The organism is Kitasatospora sp. CMC57 (genome assembly GCF_045866025.2).
In the GTDB taxonomy this organism is placed as follows: domain Bacteria; phylum Actinomycetota; class Actinomycetes; order Streptomycetales; family Streptomycetaceae; genus Kitasatospora.
In genome coordinates, this window is the sequence record NZ_AP035881.2 from 1,548,586 (window position 1) to 1,574,503 (window position 25,918).

The following is a 25,918-nucleotide window of genomic DNA, read 5'->3' on the forward strand; positions in this document are numbered from 1 at the left end:
TCCGCACGTTTATCGGGCCCGGCTACTGAACTTGAATTCGTGATGTCGGCTTGAGGTTGATCAGCCGTCCATGATCAGGCCAGTGGTGGCGAGGCAGGCGTCGATGAGGTGAGGCCGGTACTGGATCTTCTTCAAGCTGCGCCTGACAGCTCGGGCGAGTTGATCGAGATCGGCGGCGGCGAGGTTGCCGATGGTGCGCTTGACCAGCGACCAGATGCCCTCCTGCGGATTGAGGTCCGGTGCGTACGAGGGGAGTTGGAAGACGGTCAGCCAGTCCTTACTCGCCTGGACGAACTCCTGCATCGGCGGCATCAGGTGGGCGCGGAGGTTGTCCCACACGAGCACGATCGGGCCGCCGAGCTGAATGTGCGCGCGAATCAGCAGGTCCCGGTAGTCCTGCCAGGTCAGGCCCTTCTTCTCGCCCTTGCGGCCGCGGTAGACGTGGAAGCTGTAGAACATCCGGGACCGCTGACCCGCCTTGTAGCAGCTCAGCCCCGCCATGGAGACCCGACCGGATCCCCGGCCGCGCACCCGCACGACGGGGGTACACCCGAGCCTGCCCCAGGTCCTGGCGCGCGGCGGCCTCATCGACTGCCCGGCTTCGTCCTCGAAGACGAGCCAGGCGTCGCGGGCCGCCGCGGCGCTTTTACCTGCGGCCACGTGTCCTTCTTCCACAACTCCACTGCCGCATCGTCGCGTTCGATCGCCCGGCGGGCCGGTTGCTGCCACGACCAGCCGTGCCGCTTGAGCAGGGCCCAGGTGCCCTCCACGGTGTAGGAGACGTGGAACAGCCGGCCGATCAACGTCTTCACCCGTGCCAGGGTCCACCGCTGGTCCTGCCAGCCGTGGACCAGCGGCCCGCGCTCCAACTCCCGCTCCAGTCGCACGATCTGGATGTCGGACAGCTTCGGACGACCGGGCGATCCCTTCGAAGCCACACCTGCCGAACCGCCCTCGCGCCACTGCCGGCGCCAGCGCTCCACCGAACGCACGCTCACCCGCAGCGCGGCCGCGATCTCCCGGTTCTTCTCGCCGCCCTCGAAGCGCTCCACGGCCTGCTGCCGGATCCGCTCCCGCGCCGCCCTCTCCGCGTCGGTCAAACCGCCGCCCTGTGCATATCTCACAGCACACGACTACCGGGACCGTCCCTCCACCGGCAGGCGAACGCTGCTGCTTCACCCGTCCGAGCGACATCACGCATTCAAGTTCAGTACGAGCTGGGAGGCCGGCTGCTCGGTCCCGTCGGTGCGACCGGTTCGGCGTACCGAGCCTGTGTCAGCTGTTGGGCTGTCAGGCCGCGTGGCTGAAGAGGGGGTTGGGTGGTGGCCCGCCGAGGTCGAGGACGCCGGCACTGGAGCGGGCCAGGGCTTCGACGAGGTGGAGTCTGGCTTCGATGGTGTGCACCGCGGCCATGGCGACGTCCCAGGTCAGGTGGCTGTAGATGTTCGCGGTGGTCGAAAGCGTGGAGTGGCGCAGGGTCTTGGAGATGACGGCCATGGAGACGTTGCCCTCGAGCGCGAGGGTGGCCGCGAGGTGTCGCAGGTCGTGGATGGTGACGTGGGGCAGTCCGGCTTGCTTGCGCAGTTCGTGGAAGCGCCGGCGGACCGCGGCCGGGTGGAAGGGCTTGCCATCGGCGTCCTGGAAGACGTGGTCGTTGTCGGTAGAGGTGTTCCTGGCGATGGCGCGCTCCAGGGCCGCTGCAACCCGGTCGGACAGGGGCACCCAGTTGCGGCTCTTCTTCGTCTTGGGTGTGGTCAGGACGAGTTCGTGGTTGTCGATCGCGGAGAGCGTGTGGCGGATGAACATGACGCGGTCCTCGATCCGGACGCACCGGCGTTGGAGCCCGAGCGCCTCGCCCTTGCGCAGGCCGGTCCCGACGATGACCTCGAAGAGGTCGGCGAACGCCGGGTCGACGTCCCGGCAGTGGGTGAGAAACTCGACGGCCTGTTCCGCGCTCCAGGGCACCCGCTCATCCGAGCGGGGCCTTCGGATCGGCATCGGCTGGGCGGCGTTGAACGGCAGCCGGTGGCTGCGCACCGCCGAGCCCAGCGCGCTGGAGAGCGTGGCGAGGCAGTGGTAGAGGGCCTGGCGCCCACGGCCGGCGGCGAGTTGCCGGTGGGTGTAGGCGGCGATGTGGTCGTGGGCGAGCTCCTCCAGCCGCATCTCGCCGAACACGGGGATGAGCTCGCCCAACACGTAGGCGCGGTAGCGGACGAAGGTGGTGGGCTTGAGCAGGAACTCCATCGACTTCAGCCACCGGGTCAGGTAGGCGGCGACCGTCTCGTGCGGATCCGCGTCGAACCCCAGCCGTCGGCCCTCCAGGAGGCGCCGCAACGCCGTCTCGGCATGCCACTCGTCCTCGAACCCGCCACGCCGAACTGTGCGCCGCCGGCCATCCAGGGAGGGGATGTCCACGGCGAACGTCCAGGTGCCGTGCCCTCCCTCAGCCAGACGCGGGCACGCGGCCCCCAGCTGGCGCCGCTCCCCGTCACGGCACCCGCACCGACGGTAGACCCGGCCCCGACGGCCTGAACAACGCACTTCCTCGCTCCTCCTGCAGACCTGACTCCCGATCAGCTCCGGAGACTAACGGCACCCGGATGGCCGACTGCGACCACCATGCGACCACCAGCCCTGAATCCTGCCGCTGACCTGGGGGTTCTCAGTGAGAGTCCGCACGGGCACAGGCCCCGGTGGGCCTGAGCGATGAGGGTCACACAAGGAGTTACTGTCGCCGGGCAGCGACGCTGTCGTGCCCGCTCCCGGTGTGTGCATCGCGAACCCTGCCCTCTACGACGTTCCGCTGCTCACCTTCGGTCCTACGGCCTGAGCCGGCTCAGCCAGACGTGCCCAGGAAAGACCAGCTCCAGGGCGCCCGCGAGCCAGGCCCGCTGGCCGACGTCGAGGTGGGGCAGGACCCGGTCGAAGTCGAGCTGGTCCTTCTCTCGGATGTTCTTCGCCTTGTAGAAGAGCTGCACGTCGGGAGTCAGGTACGGGATCCCAGTGGAGGACACCGGCCCAGCTGCGTGGTCGGCCGCCGGATGCGAGAGTCCCGACATGAGGCCCACTCGTCACCGTCGGCCTCGTCGAACATGAGCTGCACCGACCACGGTTCGTCGGGTGCACGGCGGCACCACACGTCGTGCGCCCGACTCGGCAGGTCCTCGCCCATCGGCCAGGTCCGCAGCGTCCCCGCTCCGTGCGGATCGGCCAGGAAGACATCCCACTCGCCGAAGTACCGGCGGACCCCGGCCTGGTCACGGTGCAGGACCAGCACGTCGAGGTCGCCGTGCCCGCGATACGCCCCGCCGACGGCCAGCTCGATCGCGTAGCCGCCCGCGATCCACCAAGGGAAGTCCGCCCCGGCCAGCAGCTCGGCCGCCTCCTTCGGTGAGAGCGGAGCCCACGGCTCCTGCGCCGGCTCGTTCGCGTTGATCACAGCGCCCATCCTGGCACCCGACACCGGTAGGCTGCTGGACGCTGGTCGTCCCGGGCTCGCTTGGCCGCCTGTTCGGGACGACCGGTTCTGATTGCGCGGGTGGGAAAGTCGTGCTCGGCGTAGGGCCGACTTCGGTACGATGCTGCTGCCCACAGCAGTTCACTGTTCCGTGAGGTTGCCAGGCCGATCGGTGAGATCGGGTGCTGGCCTCGCCCCAGACGTGCCCGCCGCGGCGCACCTTGGGGTGGCCGCAGAAGATAATTGGAGCATCCGAGGATGGCTCGACACCTGATCACCAGCGCCCTTCCCTACATCAACGGGATCAAGCACCTGGGCAACATGGTCGGATCGATGCTCCCGGCGGATGTGTACTCCCGCTACCTGCGCCAGCGCGGTCACGAGGTCCTCTACATCTGCGCCACCGACGAGCACGGCACCCCCGCCGAGCTGGCCGCCAAGGAGGCCGGCCTCCCGGTCGCCGACTTCTGCGCGCAGGCACACGACCAGCAGAAGGCCGTCTACGACGGCTTCCAGCTGTCCTTCGACTTCTTCGGCCGCAGCTCCTCCCCGCAGAACCGGGAGATCACCCAGGAGATCGCCCGCGAGCTGCACGCCAACGGCTTCATCGAGGAGCGGTCGATCCGCCAGGTGTACTCGGTCGCCGACGAGCGCTTCCTGCCGGACCGCTACATCGTCGGCACCTGCCCGCACTGCGGCTACGACAAGGCCCGCGGCGACCAGTGCGAGAACTGCACCCGCGTCCTCGACCCCACCGACCTGCTCGAGCCCCGCTCCGCGATCAGCGGCAGCTCGGACCTGGAGGTCCGCGAGACCAAGCACCTCTTCCTCCTCCAGTCGAAGCTGACGGACCAGGTCGAGGAGTGGATCGCCGCCAACGGCGACGACTGGCCGGTGCTCGCCTCCTCCATCGCCCGCAAGTGGCTGACCGAGGGCCTGCAGGACCGCGCCATCACCCGCGACCTGGAGTGGGGCGTCCCCGTCCCCGCCGACGTGTGGCCCGAACTGGCCGCCGAGGGCAAGGTGTTCTACGTCTGGTTCGACGCCCCGATCGAGTACATCGGCGCGACGAAGGAGTGGGCGGACGCAGCCCCAGCCAGCGAGACCCGGGACTGGAAGTCCTGGTGGTACGAGGCCGACGACACCGTCCGGTACACGGAGTTCATGGCCAAGGACAACGTCCCGTTCCACACGGTTATGTTCCCCGCCACGATCCTCGGCTCGCGCCAGCCGTGGAAGAAGGTCGACTACGTCAAGGCCTTCAACTGGCTGACGTACTACGGCGGCAAGTTCTCCACCAGCCAGAAGCTGGGCATCTTCACCGACGTCGCCCTGGAGCTGCTGCCCGCCGACTACTGGCGCTACTTCCTGATGGCGCACGCCCCCGAGTCCGACGACTCCAGCTTCACCTGGGACCTGTTCGCCTCCGTCGTCAACAAGGACCTCGCCGACACCCTCGGCAACTTCGTCAATCGCGTGCTCTCCTTCAGCCGCAAGCGCTTCGGTGACGACGTCCCCGCCGGCCACGAGGCGGGCGAGGCCGAGCAGCGCCTCGGCGCCCAGATCGCCGAACTGCTCGCGGACTACGAGAGCAACCTCGACGCGCTCAACTTCCGTAAGGCGGCGCAGAGTCTGCGCGCGCTCTGGAGCGCGGGCAACGCCTACCTCGACGAGAAGGCGCCCTGGCTCCAGGTCAAGACCGACCCGGAGGCCGCCGCGCTGACCCTGCGCACGGCGATGAACCTGATCTACCTCTACTCGGTCGTCTCGGAGCCGTTCATCCCGGCCAGCAGCAAGGCCGCACGCCAGTCGTTCGCGCTCGCCGAGGATGCTCCGGCTCGCACGCAGGCGTGGGTGAGCGCGCAGGAGGCCCAGGCGCTGGACTTCGTGCCGGCCGGTACCGGCTTCACTGTGCCGCCGGTCCTCTTCGCCAAGATCACGGACGAGGACCTGGAGGCCTGGTCCACCCGGTTCGGCGGCCAGTAGACGCAAGGGTGTAGGGGCGGCCGCGTCGCGGGCTGCAGAGCCATGACGTCGGCCCGGTCGGCCTGCCCGACGGGCCGACTGCTGCCTGCTCTGTTGGGCATGTATCCGGCATGGACGACGAGCTGACGAACTGGGCGGTGCACACGGCTGAGGCAGAGCTGGGCGGCTCGCTTCCGCGACGGTGGGCGCATTCGCAGGGCGTGGCGGCACGCGCGGCGGAGCTCAGGACGGTGCTGGGTGACGACGCCCACCTTCTCCGCGCGGCAGCCGTGCTGCACGACGTCGGCTATGCGCCACGGCTGGCAGCCACAGGATTCCACCCCCTCGACGGTGCCCGGTTCCTCCGCGACGTCCACGAGGCGGATGAGCGCCTGGTCCGCTTGGTGGCGAACCATTCGTTCGCCCTGCTGGAAGCGGAGGAGCGCGGGCTACGGAATGCCCTGGAAGTGGAATTCCCGTTGGTGGAGGACCAGTTGCTGGTCGACGCACTGGTGTGGTGCGACATGACGACGACACCCGACGGTGAGCCGACCACCGCCAAGGAGCGGGTGGCGGAGATCGTCGGCCGCTACGGGGCGGACAGCCTGGTGGGGCGCTTCATCCGCCGGGCGTCGCCGGAGATCTTCGCGGCGGTGGCACGGGTGGAGGCGGCGCTGTCGGCTCAGCCGAGGTAGGGGTAGGTGCCGGCGAGATAGTCGCCGATCTGCTGGCGCATGCTGGGGTGGATGTCGTACTGGTCGAGATCGGCCGGCTGGATCCAACGGACGCCGTCCGCCTCGTCGTTGATCGTGGGTTCGCCGCCGACGGGGCGGCCGATGTAGGCGTTCTCGTACTGCTGGCGGATCTCGCCGTCGGTGTAGGCGACGATGTGCTTGGGGTTGGTGTAGACGCCGAGGAAGCCGGTGACTTCGGCGATGACGCCGGTCTCCTCCAGGCACTCACGCACAGCGCACTGGGCGGCGGTCTCCCCGATGTCCTGGGCACCGCCCGGCAGGGCCCACTGGCCGGTGTCACGGCGGCGCTGGAGCAGGATCGCGCCGCTGTCGTCGACGACGAGCAGGTTGCTGGCGGGGATGAGGGTGTTCGCCTTCGGTGCGGCGGGGTCGTTGAGATATTCGGTCCTACCCATGCGCGGTGGTCCCCTCCAGTTCGGTTGTCCAGGGCCGTGCGGTGGCCCAGACGGCTTCGAAGCTCTGAGCGTAGTTGTCGAACCAGCCGGTGTCGTCGACTCGCTTGAGGTGGATCAGGGGATTGGCGCTGGCCGGCTGACCCCACACGTGCGGGTTGACCAGCAGGGTGCCGTCGTAGCGGAAGAGGGAGTTGTAGAGCGTGGTGTCGTGGAGGCGCACCTCGCAGCCCTCCTCCGGCAGCAACGGACGGTAGTAGGTGAGAGAGGCCCGGATCTTCGCGGCGAGGGTGTCGCCGATACCTTCCTCCCGGCCTCGGATCGCGGCGGCCTGGCCGTTCGGGTCGCCGAAGCACAGGCGGATCTGGACGCCGTCGGCTGCGCGTTCGGCGAGCATCTTGGTGACGTGCGGGTTGGACTGGGCGAAGAAGGTGCCGGAGAAGACGAGCACGTCGATGTGCTCCTCTGCTTCCTGAAGCAGGGTCAGCCACATCTCGCGGGGAACGCTGGCCCGGTTCTGGTAAGTGCCGACGACTTCGACACCTAACCCTCCGGCCGGCCGACCCGCCCGGGGTTGCTGCGTAGGCCAGAGGAAGGTCTCCTCAACGCGCAGGTGCTGGGCCGCGCTGAAGCGGTGCCGTGGGTGGGGCAGCCGCCCGCGGAGCCAGCGGCCGACGGTTTTGGGGTCCACCTCGCAGGCTGCGGCGAGCGCTTCGGGCGCGACACCGCGCTGGGTGAGTACGGAGTGAAGTCGCTCGTTCACGCAGCTATACAAGCCTAGGCGCGCTCGGCTCTGCAAGGACGGTGCGGGACGTTTCGACGGAGCTGACGGTTCGACAGGGCACCTACGCTGGCGGTATGCACCTCATCGTCCTGTGGGATATCGACCACACGCTCATTGACAACGCGGGGGTGAGCAAGGAGATCTACGCGGCCGCGTTCGCCGCGCTCGCGGGAGCCGCACCGACCGGGGCGGCGTCCACCGAGGGCCGCACGGACCGCCTGATCATGCGTGAGATGTTCCGTCGGCACGGCCTGCCAGAGCCGGGCTGGTCTGACGTCGAGTCCGCACTGGCCGAGGCCGGCGCACAGCGACTTGGGGAGCTCCGCAGGCGCGGCACAGCTCTGCCTGGGGTACGAGATGCCCTCAAGGCGGTTTCTGAGCAGGATGGTTGGGTTTCCTCCGTGCTGACCGGCAACATCGCGGCCAATGCCCGCGTCAAGCTGGCGGCCTTCGGTCTTGACCCACTGCTGGACCTGCGCGTCGGGGCCTATGGAGCCGACGCCGTGGACCGCCCCGACCTGGTGGGGATCGCCCGCCAGCGCGTCCACCAGCTGCGCGGCCTGCCCACTGATACGCCGGTCGTGCTGGTCGGCGACACACCCAGGGACGTCGAAGCAGCTCTCGTCGCGGCTTCGGGGATCATCGGCGTGGCCACCGGCATTCACAGCCGGGATGAACTGGTGAGCGCCGGCGCGCCAGTAGTGCTTCCAGATCTGTCGGACACGGCCGGCCTTCTCCGGTTGCTGACGTCTTTCGCGGGCCGCTGAAAACGTCCCGGGACGTCCTTGGACTGTCCGCGTACGCGGTGATGCGGTCCCCGTGTTGTCGGTCACCATCGGTTCTCCAAACAGGCACCTGCCTCAGGGAGACCCACGTGATCGGGGAAGTCACCGGTATCCGCAAGATCCGGATGCTGTACCTGCAGCTGCTCTACCGCTGCAACTTCGAGTGCCTGCACTGCTTCCACGGCGAGCGGCTCAAGCACGCCGATGCCTTCAACCCCGAGGCGGCGGTCAACCTCCTCACGCTCATGCGCGACCAGTACGGCACCGAGGCCGTCACCCTGCTCGGCGGCGAGCCGTTCGTCTACAAGGACCTCACCCGTGTCGTCCGGTACGCCAAGCAGGAGCTCGGCTTGCAGGTCGAGATCTGCACCAACGGCTACCGCATCGAGCGCCGGCTCACCGAGATCGCCCCGTACCTCGACTTCCTGCGTGTCTCGTTGGAGGGCGTCGGGGCGACCAACGACCACATCCGCAGGTTCGGCAGCTACCAGGGCGCCCTCAGTGCCCTCTCCCTGGCACGGGAGCTCGGCGTCCGCACGGGAGCGACCATGACGGTCACCTCCCGCAACATCGACGAGGTACTGCCGCTGGCCCGCACCCTGCAGGAGTTCGGGGCACGGCAGTTGAAGCTGCACTGCCTGCGTCCCGTCGGCAACGCCGCCCTGCACCCCGAGCTGCTGATCACCGACCCCACTGCATACGGCCGCCTGCGCGAACAGCTCCAGGAGGCCGACCTGGCCATCGAGGTGATCGTCGACGAGGACCTCTCCGAGGGCGGTGCCCCGGAGATCTGCGCTCCGGCCGGGAGCCCGCGAGAGATCGAGCGGATCGAGGTGGACCCGCGCGGCGCGCTCACCATGTCCTGCAAGGCCGTCGGCAAGGACTCGCACGCCTTCTGGTACGACAAGCTCGCCGACCACATCATCCACCGGCCCTCCGCCAGCGACGAGTTGACCCTCGCTGTGCCGGACGTGGTGTACGCGCGTGTCTGACCGCCCGCTGTTCGAGAGCCTCGAAGGGCTGCGCGGCACCGGCAAGTCGACCATCGCGCCGATGCTCGCCGCGGCCCGCGAGGCGGTCCTCGTCCCGACCGTGCCGCTGTTCTACCAGCCGCTGCGGCGCGAGGTGGACATGCGCGAGAACGTTGAGGCCCGGATGTGTCTCTACCTCTCCGCGCTGTTCACCGCTGTCGACGACATACAGCGCCATCTGGCTGCCGGCACCCCGGTCGTCGTGGAGAGCTATTTCGCCCGCTGCCTCGCCAATCACCAGGCCCTCGGCGCCCGCTTGGGCGTCACGCTGCCGCCGGATCTGCCCCAACCTGTCACCTACCAGCTGGTCTGCGCCGAGGACGAGCGTCGGCGCCGCCTGGCCGGACGGGACAAGCCGGTCTCCCGCTGGGACGGCCTCGGCGAGGACGCCGCCCACCTGATCACCGACGCCTACGCCAGGTTCCCGATGCACCGCATCGACACCACAGGGCTCGACCCCAACCAGGTCATCGAGGCCATCCTCGCCGCCGACACGCAAGGAGCCCACCACCGTGCAGACACAGAGCCTGTGGGAGCACACCCTCACCTTCTTCCCCCAGTTCCTCGCCACGCTGAAGGAGCACGCCTCCCCTGACGCCACCGTCGCCGTGGTCGGCGCCAGCGACGGAAAGTTCGTCCTGCCCCTGGCAGCCGCCGGCTACCGCGTCATCGCCATCGAGCGCGACCCGCTCGCCCTCCACGGCGGCGAAGTCCACCTGCCGGGCGACATCAGCGCCCACGCCATGGGCCTGATCGACCGGCTCAAGATCGAAGAACTCCAGGACCGTGTGCAGGTCCTGGAGGAGGACTTCCTCCAGGTCGAACCCCTGGACATGCTCTGCGACGCCGTCTGGACAAGCTGCTCCTGGCACTACAGTGCCAACCACCACTGCCCGCTCGCCGAATTCGTCACCCGCATGCAACTCCTGGTGCGCGGAGGCGGCCTGTTCGGCGCGGAGTTCATGATGCCCGTCGAGCCGCGCCATCACATGATCGAGCACTACACCTCCCCCGAGAAGCTCAGCCGTCACTTCACCAGCGACTGGAGAGTTCTGCTGACGCTGCGGACGGGCGAGTTCACCGAGCGGGCCCACCTCGGCCAACTCCGCGACCACACCCACCGGATGGGGCTGCTTTTCGCGGCTCGCACCCCCAACATCTCTCACCTCTACGGGAAGAAGGACTGATGAAGCACGAGTACGAGGCCAAGTTCCTGTCCGTCGACGTCGACGGCCTGAAGGCAAAGCTGACCGCCCTCGGCGCCAACCAGGCGTTCCCGCGCACCCTCCTGACGCGCAAGATCTTCGAGAACGACGCGCTCGACAGCGGCGCATGGGTCCGACTGCGCGACGAGGGCACCCGCTCGACGCTGACGCTCAAGCAGGTCACCGACGCCACCACGATCGACGGCACCATCGAGATCGAGACCGAGGTCACCGACCTGCACGCCATGGCCGAGATCCTGCGCCGCCTCGGAATGCAGGAGGTCCGCTACCAGGAGAACTACCGCGAGGAGTGGCGCCTGGGCGAGGTCGCCTTCGACTTCGACACCTGGCCCGACCTCCCGACCTTCCTGGAGATCGAGGGACCTGACGAGGCGTCGGTCCGTCAGGCTGCGGCCCTGCTCGAACTCGACTACTCCGAGGCCCGGTTCGGCAGCGTCGACGAGATCTACAAAAGCGAGTCCGGCCGGGACATCCTCGCCGAGCCCACCCTACTCTTCGCCGACAGCGACAAGACCCAGTCGGCTCCTGCGGCTGCCCAGCACTGACGACCAGGCCGCGCTATTGACGTAGCCTGCCGCGCTGCCACGGGTGATACCCGGAATCGCCGATATTGCCCGTGACAGCCCGTCCGCTTCAGTGGCCACCGACAACGGCAACCGGTCGGTCGATAACTTCCGCAGGGTCCACCGTGGCTGGCAGCGGGCCGGCCTGCGGTGTTCGCATGTACGACGAGCTGATGACACCGGCCAGGACCGATCTCCTGCAACTCCTCGGCAGCCGCCGCAAGGGCGTGGCCCGTGATGGTTGGCCGACGCTGGGGCCCCCGCGGCGACGGCCGCTCGAGCGCCTCTGCTTCCGTCCGTGAACTCGATGCCCTGCGGGTCGCGGCTTGTTCGGCGGCAGAGCCGCGCACAACCAGGCGGCCCCGAGCTGGAGTTGATGCCGGAGGCCGCGTAACGCGGGACTCGGTGAGGCTTCGTTGGCCGTTCGGCACGCCAGCAGCCGACACCGCCCCGCCTGCAGGCAGCAATCCGGAGGCACCCGAAGGAGGACCCGTGCCCGATTCGCCCGCGCACCCCCAGTCTCCCGTAGCTGCACCCGGCTACCGCTACCTCGACTTCCTCGGCGGCCCCAGCCGTCTGGTCAGCGAGGACACCTGCCGCGGCTGCTTCATGAACCTGACGGAACGCCACCTACCCGACATCCTGGCCCCCGTGTACGACGACGGCGTCATCACCGTCCGGCAGGACGCGGAGTGGGCGGTGCCCGGGTTCATGGTCGTCGGCGTCCGTCCGCACATCGGCGCACTCGACGAGATGGAGCTGCCGCTCGTCGAGCGGATCGGCCGGGTGACGCATTTCGTCCGCCGGGCCATGCGTGAGCGGCTGGGCCTGGCCGCCGTGCAGATGTACCAGGAGGAGAAGCTCGAGCGGCCGCACTTCCACGTGTGGATGCTCCCCCTGTGGCCGGATGTCATGGCCGAACACGGCATCAACCCGAGGATCTACGAGTCGAACGTCGCCCAGTACCTCACCCTCTTCAGCCTCGGCTCGCACGAGGCGGCGATCCGCAGGTGCACCGCCGACGTACGCGATTTCCTTGCCGAGATCCCCGAACTCCGCGATGGCACGCCCATCTGACGGACAGCAAGATCCGCTGCCCTCGACCACTCAAGGCGGCTCGCCCACGAGGCGAACCGCCCCATCGGGAGGAGCACGAACATGCGCATCGCACACGTGGCCCCGCTGTGGGAGAGAGTCCCTCCCCGAGGCTATGGGGCCGTCGAGTCGCTGGTCGCCGAGCTCACCGCGGCACAGGTCCTTGACGGGCACGAGGTCACCGTCTTCGCCTCCGGCGACTCCAAGGTGGCCGGCAATCTCCACGGCGTTGGTAGGACGGCATTGCTCGCGGACCCGCGCATCCGCGAGCCGGAGGTCTACCGCATGCTCCAGCTGCTGGAAGTCCGTGACCGTGCCGATGAGTTCGACGTCGTCCACTCCCACGTGCACTCCAACAGCGGGTGCCTGGCGATCCCGGCGCTCCACGGACTGCGCACCCCGGTGATCCACACCGTGCACTGCTTCTTCAACGAGGACAACGCACCGCTGTTCCGCCGGTTCGCCGCTGAGCGGTACGTGGCGATCAGCCGAGACCAGCGTTCGCACCTGCCGGAGCTCAACTACCTCGGCACTGTCCACCACGGCATCGACGCGGAGGCGTTCCCGTTCGGCGCGGAGGTTGCCAGCTCGAGCCCGTACCTGGCCTTCCTCGGCAGGATCAGACCGGAGAAGGGCGTGCACGTCGCCATCGAGGCGGCCAGGCACGCAGGACTTCCACTGAAGATCGCCGGCCGGATCAAACCGAGCGACCAGGCGTACTTCGAGCAGCAGATCCAACCGCATGTGGACGGTGAGCGGGTGTCCTTCCTCGGGGAGCTCGACTTCCCGAGGAAGACGGCTCTCCTCGCCGGAGCTTCGGCAACCCTGATGACCTCGCTCATCCCGGAGCCGTTCGGACTCGTCCCGATCGAGTCCATGGCCTGCGGCACGCCGGTGGTGTCCCTGCGCACCGGAGCCGCAGCCGAACTCGTACGGGACGGCATCACCGGCTACCTGTCCGCCAACGCCCAGGGGTTGGCCGACGCGATCCGTCACCTTCCGGCGATCGAGCGAGCGGCCTGCCGCCGGCACGTGGCGTCCGAGTTCTCGATCCGCCGGATGGCGAACGGCTACGAATCCGCCTACCGGACGGCCCTACAGGGCTGATCAGGTCGGCAGCACACTGCTCAACTCCCGTCCCCACTACTCCTGGTGAGGCACCATGCGCAGTGTCATCCTCAGCGCGGGCAAGAGCTGCTTCGTGGCCTGCCCGGGCTGCTACAACTACTTCGGCCGCACCGTCAGCGACACCTCTCAGGTGCTGGACTTCGCGGCCGGCCTACGCGACCGGTTCGCCCTGGAGAAGATCACCGTCGGGGGCGGCGATCCGCTCACCCGGCCTGACATCGTTCCGCTTCTGCGGGGCCTGCACGGGCTGGGCCTCGGAATCCGCCTGGACACTGTGGGCACCGCCTTCCTCGGCACGGCCCGCATCCGCTTCATGGGCACGGGAGTTGCCGAGCACGTACCGGCCGCCGAGGTCGCCGCCGTCACCGACCTGATCGGCATCCCGCTCGACGGCAGCACCGACGCCGTGCAGCAGCAGTTCCGCCGACACTCCACCGTCGCTGGCCAGTTGGCGGTCCTCGCTCTCCTCGACGGCATCGGCGCCGACGTCTGCGTCAACACGGTCGTGCACGCGGGCAACTCCCAGGACATCGCGGCCGTCGCCGAGCTGCTCGGGGCTTACGCCTGCGCCCGGGAGTGGCAGCTCTTCCAGTTCATGCCGATCGGACCGCTCGGCCACCGCAACCGCGAGCGCTACCTCATCAGCGACACCGCCTTCGAGGCCGCGGTCGTCGTCGCCAGGCAGAACGCACGCGGACAACTCCGGGTCGCCGCCAAGAGTGCAAGCGGCCGCAAGCACCGCTACCTGCTGATCGACTCCGCCGGACTCGTCTGGACACCCGAACAGTCACAGGCCACCTCCTGGCAGAGCGAAGACGCCAACGACCGGCGGAACCTGATCGGCAACATCGGCGACGGCGACATCCTCGACCGCCTGGCCGACCTCTACAACTCCACCACGGAGGCCACGACATGACACAGGCCGCCCTGCTCGTCGTCGCCGCCCACCCTGACGACGAAACCCTGCACTGCGGAGGACTCCTCCACCGCACCGCCCTGCGCGGCGGCATCGCCGTCACCCTCACCCTGACCCGCGGCGGGGCCGGCAGGACCCTCGGCATGTGCGCCGAGGAGGAACTGCCGGCACTCCGCGAGCGGGAACTGCGCCTCGCCACCAAAGCCCTCGGCGTCACCTGCGCCGAAGTTCACGACCTGCCCGACGGCAGTCTCACGGAGCACGAACCGGTGGCAGCGAACCTAGTGCTGGAGGCGCTGCGCCGCTGGGCGCCCCGCCAAGTGGTGGCCTTTCCGCCCAACGGGATGAACGGCCACCCGGACCACCTCGCCGCGCACCGGATCGCCCTCGCCGCACTCGACCGCCACCGCGCCACCCCGGACGTGCTACTAGTGACCAGCACCACCCCGTACGCCGAACCCGCCCGGCCCGGCTTCCTGGCCCCCGACCAGGTCGAGACGCTGCGGCTGCCCACCACCACGCGGATACCGGTAGGAAGCAGCCTGGAGGCGAAGCTGCGCGCCATGGGCCACTACGAGACCCAGGCGCGCAGCATCGCGAAGATCCTCCGCTGCTACCCGGAAACGCTTCTCACCGAGGCGTTCCACCGAGTGTCCGGGGCTGACAATCCGACGCCTCACACGGCGGCGGTCAGCAGCTTACGGACGTGCTCCACCGCCTCGGCCACCGGCACCGACTGGGTCTCGCCGGTGGCCCGGGTAGTGACCTCCACCGTGCCGTCGGCCAGACCACGGGCGCCGACCGTGATCCGGTACGGGATGCCGATCAACTCGACATCGCGGAACTTCACGCCGGGCCGCTCGTCGCGGTCGTCCAGCAGGACGTCGACCCGCTCGCCCTGCAGCTGCCGGTACAGGCCCTCGGCGGCCTCGGTCACCTTCTCGTCGCTCGTGCCGAGCATGACGACGGCCACCTCGAACGGCGCGACCGAGACAGGCCAGATGATGCCCTTGTCGTCGTGGTGCGTCTCCACGATCGAGGCGAGGGCCCGCTCCACGCCGATGCCGTAGCTGCCCATGATCGGGACAACGCGCTCGCCGTCCCGGCCGAGCACGGTCACCCCCAGGATCTCGGTGTACTTGCGGCCGAGCTTGAAGATGTGGCCCACCTCGATCGTGACCACCACCTCCAGCGGCGTACCGCACTGGGGGCAGGGCTCGCCGGCTGTCACCTCGCGCAGGTCGGCCCAGCGCCGCACCGCGATGTCCCGCTCGACGGACACACCGCGCAGGTGGACGCCGTCGGTGTTGGCGCCGGTGGTCATATCGGTGCGGCCGCGCAATGCCTCGTCCGCGAGGACGGGCAGCTCGGCGACGCCGACCGCGCCCAGGCTGCCGGGGGACGCGCCGAGCGCCGCCTTGATCTCCTCGGGGGTGGCCGGGCGGACGGCGGTGGCGGCGAGGGTGTCGATGAGCTTCTGCTCGACCAGGGCGTGGTCGCCACGCACCAGGACGAGGGTCAGCTGGTCGTCGACCACATATACCAGCGTCTTGATCTGGCGTTCGGCGGGCACCTCGTGACGGCGGGTCAGCTCCTCGATGGTGCGCGCGTCGGGGGTGTCGAACCGCTCCGGGGCATCCAGTCCCGGGCCGTCGACCACGGCGGGCAGCGCGGAGGTCGCCTTCTCGGTGTTCGCCGCGTAGTCGCAGCCCGGGCAGCGGACCACCAGGTCCTCGCCGGCGTTCGAGGGGCTCATGAACTCCACCGACGCGCTGCCGCCCATGCTGCCGCTGGACGCCTGCACCGGGATGGCGGGCAGACCCAGGCGGGCGAAGATCCGCTCGTAGGCGGCCTTGTGCAGATCGAAGGAACGGTCGAGGCCAGCTGACTCGATGTCGAAGCTGTACGAGTCCTTCATCGTGAACTCACGTACCCGCAGCAGGCCGCTCTTCGGGCGGGCCTCGTCGCGGAACTTGGTCTGGAACTGATACCACATCTGCGGCAGGTCCCGGTACGACTTCAGCTCCTGCGACAGGACGGTGAAGATCTCCTCGTGCGTCATGCCGAGCGCCAGGTCCGCGCCCTTGCGGTCCTTGAGGCGGAACATCTCCTCGCCCATCACTTCCCAGCGGCCGCTGCGCTGCCAGATCTCAGCCGGGTGCAGAGCGGGCAAGGCGAACTCCTGGGCGCCGATCGCGGTCATCTCCTCGCGGATGATGTCCGTGATCTTGGCGCGGACGCGCACGGCCAGCGGCAGCAGGGAGTAGTGACCGGCCATCAGCTGCCGGACGAACCCTCCTCTCACCAGCAGGCGGTGGCTCACCGCATCCGCGTCCGCCGGGTCCTCGCGGAGAGTGGGCACGTACAGCTGGGACCAGCGCATGAGACCGGAGACCGTCCTCTCGGTGAAACTGCGGAGTGTCGCGGCGGCGCTCACGCCGACATCACGACGGGAGACGCATTCTAGTGGCGGAGCCTCGCCCGAATCGCTCCGTTTTGAGAAGCCCAGGCCAGGGCCCGCAGAGCGGCGGCGGGCGGACTCGGCGCACGGACGGAGGCAGGTTGGCTGACACACCGGGCGACGCGCCCAGCAGTGATCGCTCCGTCGAGGCCATCCGCCGCTACTACGACACCTTCGCCGAAGGAGAAGCCGACCGGCTCACCAAGGATGTCGCCGGCAGGGTCTCATTCGAGATCCACCGCCGCTTCATGGTCAATCACTTGACGAAGAGTCAGCGAATCCTGGAGATCGGCGCCGGCCCGGGCCGCTTCACCACGGTGCTCGCCGAACACGGCGCCCGCGTGGTGGTCACCGACATCTCCCCGGTCCAGCTCCACCTGAACGAGGTCAACGTCACCGCGGCCGGATCCGAGCATGCCGTCGAAGCACGCCACACCCTCGACGTCCGGGACACCAGTCGCTTCCCTGACGCCTCGTTCGACATGGTCCTTGCCTACGGAGGCCCGCTCTCCTACGCCTTCGACCAGGAGCGCCAGGCCCTCGCCGGCCTCCTCCGCATCGTGAAGCCCGAGGGCGTGGTGATCGCCTCGGTCATGTCCCTGTGGGGCAGCTGGCGAGCCCGGTTCCCAGGAGCCACCCAACTCGCCATCCGCTACGGCACCGACGTCACCGACGCCGTCATCCGCACCGGCGACCTGCGCCACGTGCCCGGCATGACCCACGTCTGCCGCATGTTCACCTGGGAACAGATCGCTACCCTCGTCGCCGAATGCGGCGGTGAGATCCTGGCGGGATCGGCCAGCAACTGGGCAAGCCTCGAAGACCCAACCATCCTGGCCGACATCGAACGATCCCCGCAGCTCTGGGAACGATTCATCGCCTACGAGACCGCCGCCTGCGCCAGCGTCGGCGCCCGGGACGGTGGAACCCATATCCTCTTTGCCGCCCGCCGCAGTTGAGAACCTGACGAGTTAGGTGTGAGGACCGGGTCTATCTCTTGAGCCTCCCCAGCCAGGTATGGCTGGGGAGCGCCAGCTCCAGGGCGTTCGCGAGCCAAGCCTGCTGGCCGGGGTTGAGGTGGGGCAAGACCAGGTCGAAGTCGAGCTGGTCCTTCTCCCACACATTCTTCGCCTTGTAGAACAGCTGCACCTCGGGGCTCAGGTACGGAATGCCAGTCGAGGACACGTGGCCGAGCTGCACGAACGGGCGCCGGATCCGGGAGTCCCGACGCGACACCCACTCCTCGCCGTCGCCTTCGTCCAGCATGAGCTGGACCGACTACGGTTCGTCGGGCTCACGGCGGCACCACACGTCGTGCACCCGGCCCGGAAGACCTATGCCCGTCGGCCAGGCGCGCAGCGTCCCGGCACCGGGCGGATCGGCCAGGAAATCCCATCCGCCGAACCAGCGACGCACACGGGCCTGGTCGCGGCGCAACACCAGCACGTCGACATCACCGTGCTCGCGATACGCCCCGCCAACGGCCAGCTCTATCGCGTAGCCGCCCGCGATCCACCAGGGAAAGTCCGCTCCGGCCAACAACCTGGCCACCTCGTGCGGCTGCAGCGGAGCCCACGGGCCCTGCGCCGGCACAGTCGAGTTCGTATCGATCACAGCCTCCGTCCTGGTACCTCCCATCGGGCGGCGGCAGCGCAAATCGGTCCGCTTCCTGGGACCTCACGTGGGACGATCGGCGCGCGGCGCCGAACGTCCACCCGGCGCGGTAGCCGCGCGCCCCGCGGCTCCTCCACAGATCCGCCTTCTCACAGAAGTGGTCCCTCCTTCCATGGCTACGGTCCTCTCCATCGCCGACGCAGTGCAGCAGCGCTTCAAGCAGGCGATCTCCACCGCGTTCCCCGACGCCACGGATAGCGACCCTCAGCTGCGACGAAGCGACCGAGCGGACTTCCAGGCCAACGGCATCATGAGTCTGGCCAAGCCTTTGCGGGCCAATCCCCGTGAGGTCGCCACGCGCGTCATGGAGGACCTGGCCGCAGACGAGGTGATCGCGAGCCTGGAGGTCTCGGGCCCGGGCTTCATCAACATCACCGTCACCGACAGCGCGATCCTCGACCGGCTGGCCGCCCGCGCGGCGGACACGCGGCTGGGCGTCGGCAGCAGCACCGCACCCGGCGTCACGGTGATCGACTACAGCCAGCCGAACATCGCCAAGGAGATGCACGTCGGCCACCTGCGCTCGACGATCATCGGCGACGCACTGGTGCGGACCCTGGAGTTCTCCAGCGAAATGGTCATCAAGCGCAACCACCTCGGAGACTGGGGCACCCAGTTCGGCATGCTCATCCAGTACCTCGTCGAGCACCCGGGCGAGCTGGACAGCGGCACGGAGCCAGCCGAGTCCGGTCCGTCGATGTCCCGCCTGAACCGCCTCTACAAGGCATCGCGCGCCCTGTTCGACGGCGACTCCGAGTTCGCCGACCGGTCCCGTCGGCGTGTGGTCGGCCTCCAGGCCGGCGACGCGGAGACCGTCGCGTCCTGGCAGCGGATGGTCGACGAGTCGAAGCTGTACTTCGAAGCCGTGTACGCGAACCTCGATGTCCTCCTCGAGGACACCGACGCCGTCGGCGAGAGCTACTACAACCACATGCTCGCCGACGTGTGCGCCGACCTCGAAGCGTCCGGCGTCGCGGTGCGCTCCGACGGTGCGCTGTGCGTCTTCTTCGACGACATCAAGGGCCCCGACGGTGAGCCGACCCCTCTCATCGTCCAGAAGAGCGACGGCGGATACGGCTACGCCACCACCGACCTCGCCGCCATCCGCGACCGCGTCGATACGCTCGGCGCAGGCCAGCTCCTCTACGTCGTCGACAGCCGTCAGGCCCTCCACTTCCAGATGGTCTTCGAGACCGCCCGGCGCGCCGGCTGGCTCCCCGAGAACGTCCGCGCCCTGCACCTGCCGTTCGGCACCGTCCTCGGCAAGGACGGCAAGCCCTTCAAGACCCGCTCCGGCGAGACAGTTCGCCTGATGGACCTCCTCGACGAGGCCGTCGACCGGGCCCGCGCCGTCGTCGCCGAGAAGAGCCCCCAGCTCGGCACCGAAGAACTCGAAGACCGGGCACGGCAGGTCGGCATCGGTGCGGTGAAGTACGCCGACCTCTCCACCTCCCGCACCCGCGACTACGTCTTCGACACCGACCGCATGGTCTCCCTCAAGGGCGACACCGGCGCCTACCTCCAGTACGCCTACGCCCGCATCCAGTCGATCCTGCGCAAGGCCCCCGAAGGGGCCACGCCCACAGCACACCAGGACCTGTCGCTGGAGCCGGCCGAGCGCGCCCTCGGCCTCCTCCTCGACGAGTTCGGCGCCACCATCGGCCTCGTAACCGAGACGTTCGAACCCCACCGCCTCTGCGCCTACCTCCACAGCCTGGCATCGGCGTACACCACCTTCTACGAGCACTGCCCGGTTCTCAAGGCCCCGACCCGAGAGGTCATGGAGACCCGCCTGCTGCTGTGCCAGCTCACTAGCCAGACCTTTCGGCAGGGTATGGACCTCCTGGGCATCGGAACGCCTGAGCGGCTGTAGATCACGCTGACGGCTCGGGTGGACAGGCACAGCCCGCTCATCCGAGCCGGCGCAGAGGTCGCAGCGCCGCCGCCAGGGGACATCGAACTCGACTACGTCGGATCAACTTCCAATGCGGCCAAGGTCATCGCCGCCCTGCACCGAGGGGAGAAACGGCTGGTCTTCTGCGACTCCCGGCAACTCGTCGAGGAGCTCGGCGCCGCACTCCGGGCCGCAGGCGTGACCACCTTCCTCTCCCACGCCTCCCTCTCACTGGACGAACGACGCCGGGCCGAAGCCGCCTTCGCCGAAGCCCGCGACTGCGTCATCGTCTCCACCAGCACACTCGAACTCGGCATCGACGTCGGCGACCTGGACCGCGTGATCCAGATCGACGCCCCCACGACCGTCGCCTCCTTCCTCCAACGCATCGGCCGTACAGGCCGTCGCGCCGGTTCCACCCGCAACTGCCTGTTCCTCGCACGCAGCCACGAGGCCCTCCTCGGCGCCGCCGCCCTCCTCGTCCTCTGGGGACGGGGCTACGTCGAACCCGTCACCGCGCCGCCCGAGCCCAGGCACATCGTCGCGCAGCAGCTCCTCGCCCTGAGCCTGCAAGAACACAAGATCACCCAAGGGCTGTGGGACGAGGGCTGGAACGGCCTTCCCCCCTTCGACCGCAGCGCGGAACCAATCCTGCGGCACCTCGTCGACCACGGATTCCTCGACCAGGACGGTGAACTCCTGTTCATCGGCCCGGCCGCCGAGGAGAAGTTCGGCCGCCGCCACTTCATGGGCATCACCGCCGTCTTCATCGCCCCGCCGGAATTCACCGTCCTCGCCGGCCGTCAGGAGATCGGCCGCACCGACCCCATGCTCCTGACCGAGAAGATCGACGGACCGCGGGTCCTGCTCCTCGGTGGGAGGAGCTGGAAGGTCACCTGGATCGACTGGACCAGGCGCCGCTGCTACTGAACTTGAATGCGTGATGTCGCTCGGACGGGTGAAGCAGCAGCGTTCGCCTGCCGGTGGAGGGACGGTCCCGGTAGTCGTGTGCTGTGAGATATGCACAGGGCGGCGGTTTGACCGACGCGGAGAGGGCGGCGCGGGAGCGGATCCGGCAGCAGGCCGTGGAGCGCTTCGAGGGCGGCGAGAAGAACCGGGAGATCGCGGCCGCGCTGCGGGTGAGCGTGCGTTCGGTGGAGCGCTGGCGCCGGCAGTGGCGCGAGGGCGGTTCGGCAGGTGTGGCTTCGAAGGGATCGCCCGGTCGTCCGAAGCTGTCCGACATCCAGATCGTGCGACTGGAGCGGGAGTTGGAGCGCGGGCCGCTGGTCCACGGCTGGCAGGACCAGCGGTGGACCCTGGCACGGGTGAAGACGTTGATCGGCCGGCTGTTCCACGTCTCCTACACCGTGGAGGGCACCTGGGCCCTGCTCAAGCGGCACGGCTGGTCGTGGCAGCAACCGGCCCGCCGGGCGATCGAACGCGACGATGCGGCAGTGGAGTTGTGGAAGAAGGACACGTGGCCGCAGGTAAAAGCGCCGCGGCGGCCCGCGACGCCTGGCTCGTCTTCGAGGACGAAGCCGGGCAGTCGATGAGGCCGCCGCGCGCCAGGACCTGGGGCAGGCTCGGGTGTACCCCCGTCGTGCGGGTGCGCGGCCGGGGATCCGGTCGGGTCTCCATGGCGGGGCTGAGCTGCTACAAGGCGGGTCAGCGGTCCCGGATGTTCTACAGCTTCCACGTCTACCGCGGCCGCAAGGGCGAGAAGAAGGGCCTGACCTGGCAGGACTACCGGGACCTGCTGATTCGCGCGCACATTCAGCTCGGCGGCCCGATCGTGCTCGTGTGGGACAACCTCCGCGCCCACCTGATGCCGCCGATGCAGGAGTTCGTCCAGGCGAGTAAGGACTGGCTGACCGTCTTCCAACTCCCCTCGTACGCACCGGACCTCAATCCGCAGGAGGGCATCTGGTCGCTGGTCAAGCGCACCATCGGCAACCTCGCCGCCGCCGATCTCGATCAACTCGCCCGAGCTGTCAGGCGCAGCTTGAAGAAGATCCAGTACCGGCCTCACCTCATCGACGCCTGCCTCGCCACCACTGGCCTGATCATGGACGGCTGATCAACCTCAAGCCGACATCACGAATTCAAGTTCAGTACGTCGAAGCCTCCGACCTCGCCGGCCGCGCGCGCTGGTTCGGCACCGGGTACAGCGGAACCTCCTACGCCCTCAACCAGGCCGCCCGAGACGTCCTGCTCGGAGCCGACCCGCAGGTCAAACTCACCCGACGCGCCACCCAGCAACTCGCCCATGTCCGCGAGCAGAACGTCGACACCGTCCACCCCGGCGGCACGGTCATCACCCGAGCCGGGGACGACATCCGCTGGTGGACCTGGGCCGGGTACCGGGCCAACGCCACCCTCACCGCCACCCTCTCGGGAGTCACCGACGAGCGCCAGCGCTTCTCCGACGAATACCTGCGCCTGCGCACCGACCTCACACCGCAGATGTGGAAGGCCGGCACGGCGGACGCTGTCTCACGCCTGTGCCTGCCCGACGTCGATGTGAAAGCGATGCGCGGCCTGAAGTTCCACGAGGCGCTGCCGGAACGCCTCGCCATGGCCACGCTCGCCACCAGGCTCTCAGACCTCGACTCAGCGACAGCCGTTCTCGCCGAACCGGTGAGGTTCTCCATCCAAGCGAAGTGAGCGCGCCGGTCCCGGCGACCTGGCTTCACCACCGCGACCCATAGCACGAAGGCTGCCTCGCCTGGGCTCCGATGCGTGCTTGGCCTGGCGGACTGTCGAGGTGGAGGGTGGACCATCCCTTCACACGTATTCTGCAGTTGGAGAGCGTCAACCAGTAGAGCAAGTCGAGTGCTAGGCCCGCCGGTGCTTCATGCGGGTGCGCCAGCGGGCCATAAGCCTGCGTTCGGGCTCCGGCAGGGGAGCGGCCAGCCGGCGGCGCAATCTGTCGGCCTCCTGCAGGACGCTGCGGATGTCGGCGACGGTCACCGTCGCCTTGCGCTGTCCGAGATCCTGGAGGAGAGCCCGGATACGTTGCAGGCCAGGATCGGTTGGCCTCTGATCGATGACCCACCGCTTGAACTCACGCATCATCGGGGTCACCGCCTCGCGATCCTCCGAGGACAGCTGCTGTGCGTAGACGGGGCCCATGGCTTTGCGGATGCGCTTCGTCTCGCCCAGATCGCCCGCGTCTCGGGCGGCGCGGAACTGCATGGCGAGGTCGTCGAGGAGCGCACGCGCCTCGGAGTGGTGCACCCCTGGGGCGTCTGCGGTGGTACAGCGGGAGGCCGACGCATCGGGCGGGGATTGGCCGGTGCCAGGGGCGCGGTACGCGGCACTTCCGTCCGTGGAAGGCGCGGTGCGAAACACGGCTCGCCAGTCATAGAGCCGTTCCCAAAGAAGCGGCGGAATCGACGATTCGCCGATCCGATGTGCGATGCGGTCGGCTTCTTCGAGGGCTCGGTACAGGTCGAGGAAAGCAGGGGTTGCGTCCTGGCCGTCGAGCAGGTCGAGCACGGTTTCCAAACACGCAAGCGATTCACTGTTGCCAGGCTGCCCCGCTTCGGCAGAGGACATGAGCGTGCCTGCAAGGCGAGGCGGCGGAGGGAGTCGGGCGTTGTGCGCCTCCGAAGAGCGCTTCTGGTCCTCCCCTCGGTTGTCTGAGACGCCGTCAGTCTGACGCTGCCGGCTCAGCCCGGCGTGCCCCTGAGTCAGCAACGCGCCGGTATCCGCGGGCTCCTCAGGAGTCTGCTGGAACCCCGGGGCGACGATGGCAGGCGTTTCGACCGGTGCGGCGGGGAGCAGCGGTTCGTCGCTGTGAGGTCCGCTCCGTGTCGCAGCTGGCCTCTCTTGCGCCGCGGCAATGGCGCGGGTGAGCGCCGTGGTGTGGAGCTGTGCTTGGGAGATTCCCCGGTTGTTGAGCGGGCGCAGACGCACGGCCGCGCCGCCCTGCCCCTGCACGCCCGCCAGCCAGCGTTGCGCGCTGCCGATCACCTTTGCCAAATGGCGCCCGGGCTTTCCGGGTATGGTCCGCCGATATCCGAGCGCTGCGGTGACGAGCCTCTGGACCTGCTCCACGCTTGCGCCGCCGTCCCTCGCCCGGGACGTAGGGGGTGTGGGGCTCTCCGGCAGACGGACGGTAGGCCGGGCCCCGTCGGTGGGCGGAGGTACTTCCATTCCGACCGCCGATGCGATGTCCGCCAGGTATGGCAGTCGGGTGCCTGTAGAGGTCCGCACCAGTGCAGACAGCAGGCGCCCACTTCGCCGATCCACCTCGATGAGAAGGTCCCGACGGACGGAGATCGGAAGACTGGAAAGCACCAGGTCCGTTGCTTCGGCGAGTTCGTCCCAGGTCACCGTCATCCCACGGCCGGCTGCTCTCTCCAATGCCAGCTTCAGACTGCTCACCGCGGCCTTGGCATGCTCCGGTAGCCTGCCCGGTGTGACTGGCCGTCGCTTCTCGGCGGAGGACACCACGGCCTGACGGTGGGCGGTCCGAGACTCGCCTGGGGGACTACCCTTGAAGGGTTCCTCCCGAGGTGCGCCTTGGGTGGGCAGGGCAGGTGCAACCTTCTTCGCGGGCATAGCGACGGGCCTGGGAGCTGGGGACGCTGACACGGGCGGAGGGGACGGGGGCGGCGTCCAGAGGCCGGTACGGTGGGCCTCGCGCGCGTTGAGACGCTCGAACGTCCCCGCCTGGATGAGCCATTGTGGGTCACCGGTGCCGTCTGGCTCCGTAAGTGCGATCCGTGGGGTGCCGGTGAAGCGGTAGACGTGTTCCGCGGACGGGTGCGGTACGCCGTCCGGGATCGAGATCAGCGCACGGATGATCCGGCTGTCCGGAGGTCTGACGTCGGCGGCCACGACGTACCGGCCGACATCGGCGAGCGGCGAGCTGGCCGGGGCTGCGGCCGTGGTGTCCAGGGCGAAGACGGCGCCAGGCTGCATTGCGAAGGAGGCAGGGCGAGGACGGGGCCGCCCGATCGTGCCGACTGATATCGGTCCCTCGGGCGTCTTCGTAATTAGACCTGTGAGTGTAAGGGTGCAGTCCTCGAAGGGCGTCCAGTCGATCACCGCCTGGTGCGGCCGCTCGGCGCCGACATAGATGCGACGGACTGCGCCCTCGGTCTCGCACCGGACCCTGAGGGTGTAGCCGAACCGGCCCAGCATCTCCCGGGTGATCGGGCCGTCCTGGTTGAAGATCCAGTCGATGCCGTCTGAATCGTCGGCGAGTTCCATGTCGGCTCGGCGCCAGGCGCGGTAGTCGAGACCGCTGAGTTGGAAGCGGAATCGCTGGCGTGTCTTCGGGATGTGGACGTCGACAGCGTCGCCCGGGCCGGTGCCGAGGTTGCGAAGCGTGGCACTGCCGGAAAGCCGGCTCGTCCGGAGCCATCGCTCCACGCCCTGCTTGATGAACAGGTGATCTGCGCTGTCCTCCCCGTTGGCAGTGCGATGGCATACGAACGGCGAACCGTCATGGTTGGGGTGGTGTGCGAAATGACATACCTTGTCTCGATAGAGACGGTCCGCCAGTTGCCTACCGCAGCCTCCGAGTTTGGTGCCACACCAATAGGTGTGGCTGGGGTGCAGCTTCCGCCAGCGCTCCAGTTCGTGAGCCTCCATCGGCAGGATGATCGGTATTTCGGAACTCGCGTGGCCGATGACGCCGGTCTGGACGAGGCGATGGTCGAAGGCTGCACACACGTGGGGACTTCTCCGGTCAGGTGTCCGATTGCGATGAGGGAGAGACCGCCGACCCTCTCCGGTGCGGCGCGTAGGGCCAGCGTAGAACGATGCGGCGAAGAGGGGCG

At 68.6% G+C, this 25,918-nt stretch carries 27 protein-coding genes and 2 pseudogenes; 17 read left to right on the forward strand and 12 right to left on the reverse strand.

Annotated elements, in window-relative coordinates; genetic code table 11:
* Window positions 1-60: 60 nt before the first annotated feature.
* From ACKUU6_RS07135 to ACKUU6_RS07155, 5 genes are all read right to left on the reverse strand, one after another.
* Entirely contained in the window at window positions 61-660 is a 600-nt protein-coding gene (locus ACKUU6_RS07135; RefSeq protein WP_407987614.1) for a transposase, read from the reverse strand.
* Complete coding sequence (locus ACKUU6_RS07140; protein ID WP_407987615.1) at window positions 585-1,124, reverse strand: winged helix-turn-helix domain-containing protein; 540 nt, start codon at window positions 1,122-1,124, stop codon at window positions 585-587. The genes ACKUU6_RS07135 and ACKUU6_RS07140 overlap by 76 nt, the downstream gene beginning before the upstream one ends.
* 166 nt (window positions 1,125-1,290) lie before the next feature.
* On the reverse strand, window positions 1,291-2,415 hold the full coding sequence (locus ACKUU6_RS07145) for a tyrosine-type recombinase/integrase (protein WP_407987616.1): 1,125 nt from the start codon (window positions 2,413-2,415) through the stop codon (window positions 1,291-1,293).
* Between the two features lie 404 nt (window positions 2,416-2,819).
* Window positions 2,820-2,978: a hypothetical protein gene (locus ACKUU6_RS07150; protein ID WP_408649625.1), complete on the reverse strand. Its 159-nt coding sequence runs from the start codon at window positions 2,976-2,978 to the stop codon at window positions 2,820-2,822.
* A gap of 8 nt (window positions 2,979-2,986) precedes the next feature.
* Entirely contained in the window at window positions 2,987-3,439 is a 453-nt protein-coding gene (locus ACKUU6_RS07155) for a nucleotidyltransferase domain-containing protein (RefSeq protein ID WP_407987618.1), read from the reverse strand.
* Window positions 3,440-3,715: 276 nt separating this feature from the next.
* On the opposite strand from ACKUU6_RS07155, the gene metG reads away from it, so the two are divergent.
* Together metG and ACKUU6_RS07165 are read left to right on the forward strand one after the other, a co-directional pair.
* A complete protein-coding gene (metG, locus tag ACKUU6_RS07160; RefSeq protein WP_407987619.1) occupies window positions 3,716-5,443 on the forward strand; it encodes a methionine--tRNA ligase in 1,728 nt (575 codons plus the stop codon).
* A gap of 110 nt (window positions 5,444-5,553) precedes the next feature.
* On the forward strand, window positions 5,554-6,117 hold the full coding sequence (locus ACKUU6_RS07165; RefSeq protein WP_407987620.1) for an HD domain-containing protein: 564 nt from the start codon (window positions 5,554-5,556) through the stop codon (window positions 6,115-6,117).
* Here the strand turns inward: ACKUU6_RS07165 and ACKUU6_RS07170 are convergent.
* Both ACKUU6_RS07170 and ACKUU6_RS07175 read right to left on the reverse strand, forming a co-directional pair.
* Entirely contained in the window at window positions 6,105-6,572 is a 468-nt protein-coding gene (locus ACKUU6_RS07170) for an NUDIX hydrolase (RefSeq protein ID WP_407987621.1), read from the reverse strand. The genes ACKUU6_RS07165 and ACKUU6_RS07170 overlap by 13 nt on opposite strands.
* On the reverse strand, window positions 6,565-7,332 hold the full coding sequence (locus ACKUU6_RS07175) for an XRE family transcriptional regulator (protein ID WP_407987622.1): 768 nt from the start codon (window positions 7,330-7,332) through the stop codon (window positions 6,565-6,567). The genes ACKUU6_RS07170 and ACKUU6_RS07175 overlap by 8 nt, the downstream gene beginning before the upstream one ends.
* Before the next feature lie 95 nt (window positions 7,333-7,427).
* Between ACKUU6_RS07175 and ACKUU6_RS07180 the strand changes: the two genes are divergently transcribed.
* The 9 genes and pseudogenes from ACKUU6_RS07180 to ACKUU6_RS07220 all read left to right on the forward strand — a co-directional run.
* Window positions 7,428-8,120 carry an HAD family hydrolase gene (locus ACKUU6_RS07180; RefSeq protein ID WP_407987623.1) on the forward strand — a complete coding sequence of 231 codons (693 nt, stop codon included), beginning with the start codon at window positions 7,428-7,430 and terminating at the stop codon, window positions 8,118-8,120.
* A 107-nt stretch (window positions 8,121-8,227) separates the two neighbouring features.
* Window positions 8,228-9,130 (forward strand): radical SAM protein, encoded by a 903-nt coding sequence (locus ACKUU6_RS07185; protein ID WP_407987624.1) that lies wholly within the window; start codon window positions 8,228-8,230, stop codon window positions 9,128-9,130.
* Window positions 9,123-9,764: a hypothetical protein gene (locus ACKUU6_RS07190; RefSeq protein WP_407987625.1), complete on the forward strand. Its 642-nt coding sequence runs from the start codon at window positions 9,123-9,125 to the stop codon at window positions 9,762-9,764. The genes ACKUU6_RS07185 and ACKUU6_RS07190 overlap by 8 nt, the downstream gene beginning before the upstream one ends.
* Window positions 9,682-10,356, forward strand: coding sequence for an SAM-dependent methyltransferase (locus tag ACKUU6_RS07195; RefSeq protein ID WP_407987626.1), 675 nt, complete (start codon window positions 9,682-9,684; stop codon window positions 10,354-10,356). Before ACKUU6_RS07190 ends, ACKUU6_RS07195 begins: the two co-directional genes overlap by 83 nt.
* Window positions 10,356-10,940 carry a class IV adenylate cyclase gene (locus ACKUU6_RS07200; protein WP_407987627.1) on the forward strand — a complete coding sequence of 195 codons (585 nt, stop codon included), beginning with the start codon at window positions 10,356-10,358 and terminating at the stop codon, window positions 10,938-10,940. Before ACKUU6_RS07195 ends, ACKUU6_RS07200 begins: the two co-directional genes overlap by 1 nt.
* Before the next feature lie 510 nt (window positions 10,941-11,450).
* A complete protein-coding gene (locus ACKUU6_RS07205) occupies window positions 11,451-12,035 on the forward strand; it encodes a hypothetical protein (protein WP_407987628.1) in 585 nt (194 codons plus the stop codon).
* Between the two features lie 81 nt (window positions 12,036-12,116).
* Window positions 12,117-13,160, forward strand: coding sequence for a glycosyltransferase family 4 protein (locus ACKUU6_RS07210; protein WP_407987629.1), 1,044 nt, complete (start codon window positions 12,117-12,119; stop codon window positions 13,158-13,160).
* A gap of 55 nt (window positions 13,161-13,215) precedes the next feature.
* Window positions 13,216-14,097, forward strand: coding sequence for a radical SAM protein (locus tag ACKUU6_RS07215; RefSeq protein WP_407987630.1), 882 nt, complete (start codon window positions 13,216-13,218; stop codon window positions 14,095-14,097).
* Window positions 14,094-14,432: pseudogene (locus tag ACKUU6_RS07220) on the forward strand (PIG-L deacetylase family protein); the annotation flags it as partial. The gene ACKUU6_RS07215 and the pseudogene ACKUU6_RS07220, both read left to right, overlap by 4 nt.
* Window positions 14,433-14,773: 341 nt before the next feature.
* Here ACKUU6_RS07220 and ACKUU6_RS07225 read toward each other — a convergent pair.
* Window positions 14,774-16,534 carry a proline--tRNA ligase gene (locus ACKUU6_RS07225; protein ID WP_407987631.1) on the reverse strand — a complete coding sequence of 587 codons (1,761 nt, stop codon included), beginning with the start codon at window positions 16,532-16,534 and terminating at the stop codon, window positions 14,774-14,776.
* Window positions 16,535-16,563: 29 nt separating this feature from the next.
* Between ACKUU6_RS07225 and ACKUU6_RS07230 the strand changes: the two genes are divergently transcribed.
* Entirely contained in the window at window positions 16,564-17,517 is a 954-nt protein-coding gene (locus tag ACKUU6_RS07230) for a class I SAM-dependent methyltransferase (protein ID WP_408649626.1), read from the forward strand.
* Between the two features lie 31 nt (window positions 17,518-17,548).
* Here ACKUU6_RS07230 and ACKUU6_RS07235 read toward each other — a convergent pair whose 3' ends face one another.
* Entirely contained in the window at window positions 17,549-17,824 is a 276-nt protein-coding gene (locus ACKUU6_RS07235) for a hypothetical protein (RefSeq protein ID WP_407987633.1), read from the reverse strand.
* Window positions 17,825-17,836: 12 nt separating this feature from the next.
* On the reverse strand, window positions 17,837-18,172 hold the full coding sequence (locus ACKUU6_RS07240) for a nucleotidyltransferase domain-containing protein (RefSeq protein WP_407987634.1): 336 nt from the start codon (window positions 18,170-18,172) through the stop codon (window positions 17,837-17,839).
* A 172-nt stretch (window positions 18,173-18,344) separates the two neighbouring features.
* Between ACKUU6_RS07240 and argS the strand changes: the two genes are divergently transcribed.
* The 4 genes and pseudogenes from argS (at window position 18,345) to ACKUU6_RS07260 (ending at window position 22,203) form a co-directional block, all read left to right on the forward strand.
* Window positions 18,345-20,105, forward strand: a complete 1,761-nt coding sequence (gene argS, locus ACKUU6_RS07245; protein ID WP_407987635.1) for an arginine--tRNA ligase — start codon at window positions 18,345-18,347, stop codon at window positions 20,103-20,105.
* Between the two features lie 60 nt (window positions 20,106-20,165).
* Window positions 20,166-21,053, forward strand: a pseudogene (locus tag ACKUU6_RS07250) (helicase-related protein); the annotation flags it as partial.
* An 86-nt stretch (window positions 21,054-21,139) separates the two neighbouring features.
* Complete coding sequence (locus ACKUU6_RS07255; RefSeq protein WP_407987615.1) at window positions 21,140-21,679, forward strand: winged helix-turn-helix domain-containing protein; 540 nt, start codon at window positions 21,140-21,142, stop codon at window positions 21,677-21,679.
* Window positions 21,604-22,203 (forward strand): transposase, encoded by a 600-nt coding sequence (locus ACKUU6_RS07260; protein WP_407987614.1) that lies wholly within the window; start codon window positions 21,604-21,606, stop codon window positions 22,201-22,203. The genes ACKUU6_RS07255 and ACKUU6_RS07260 overlap by 76 nt, the downstream gene beginning before the upstream one ends.
* Before the next feature lie 17 nt (window positions 22,204-22,220).
* Here the strand turns inward: ACKUU6_RS07260 and ACKUU6_RS07265 are convergent, their stop codons facing one another.
* A complete protein-coding gene (locus ACKUU6_RS07265; protein WP_408649627.1) occupies window positions 22,221-22,424 on the reverse strand; it encodes a hypothetical protein in 204 nt (67 codons plus the stop codon).
* Between the two features lie 165 nt (window positions 22,425-22,589).
* Here ACKUU6_RS07265 and ACKUU6_RS07270 point away from each other — a divergent pair, with 165 nt between their 5' ends.
* Complete coding sequence (locus ACKUU6_RS07270) at window positions 22,590-22,790, forward strand: hypothetical protein (RefSeq protein WP_407987637.1); 201 nt, start codon at window positions 22,590-22,592, stop codon at window positions 22,788-22,790.
* Window positions 22,791-22,961: 171 nt separating this feature from the next.
* On the opposite strand, the gene ACKUU6_RS07275 is transcribed toward ACKUU6_RS07270, so the two are convergent.
* The gene (locus tag ACKUU6_RS07275) at window positions 22,962-25,811 is read right to left on the reverse strand and encodes a hypothetical protein (RefSeq protein ID WP_407987638.1); all 2,850 of its coding nucleotides are present in this window, start codon (window positions 25,809-25,811) and stop codon (window positions 22,962-22,964) included.
* Between the last annotated feature and the right edge of the window lie 107 nt (window positions 25,812-25,918).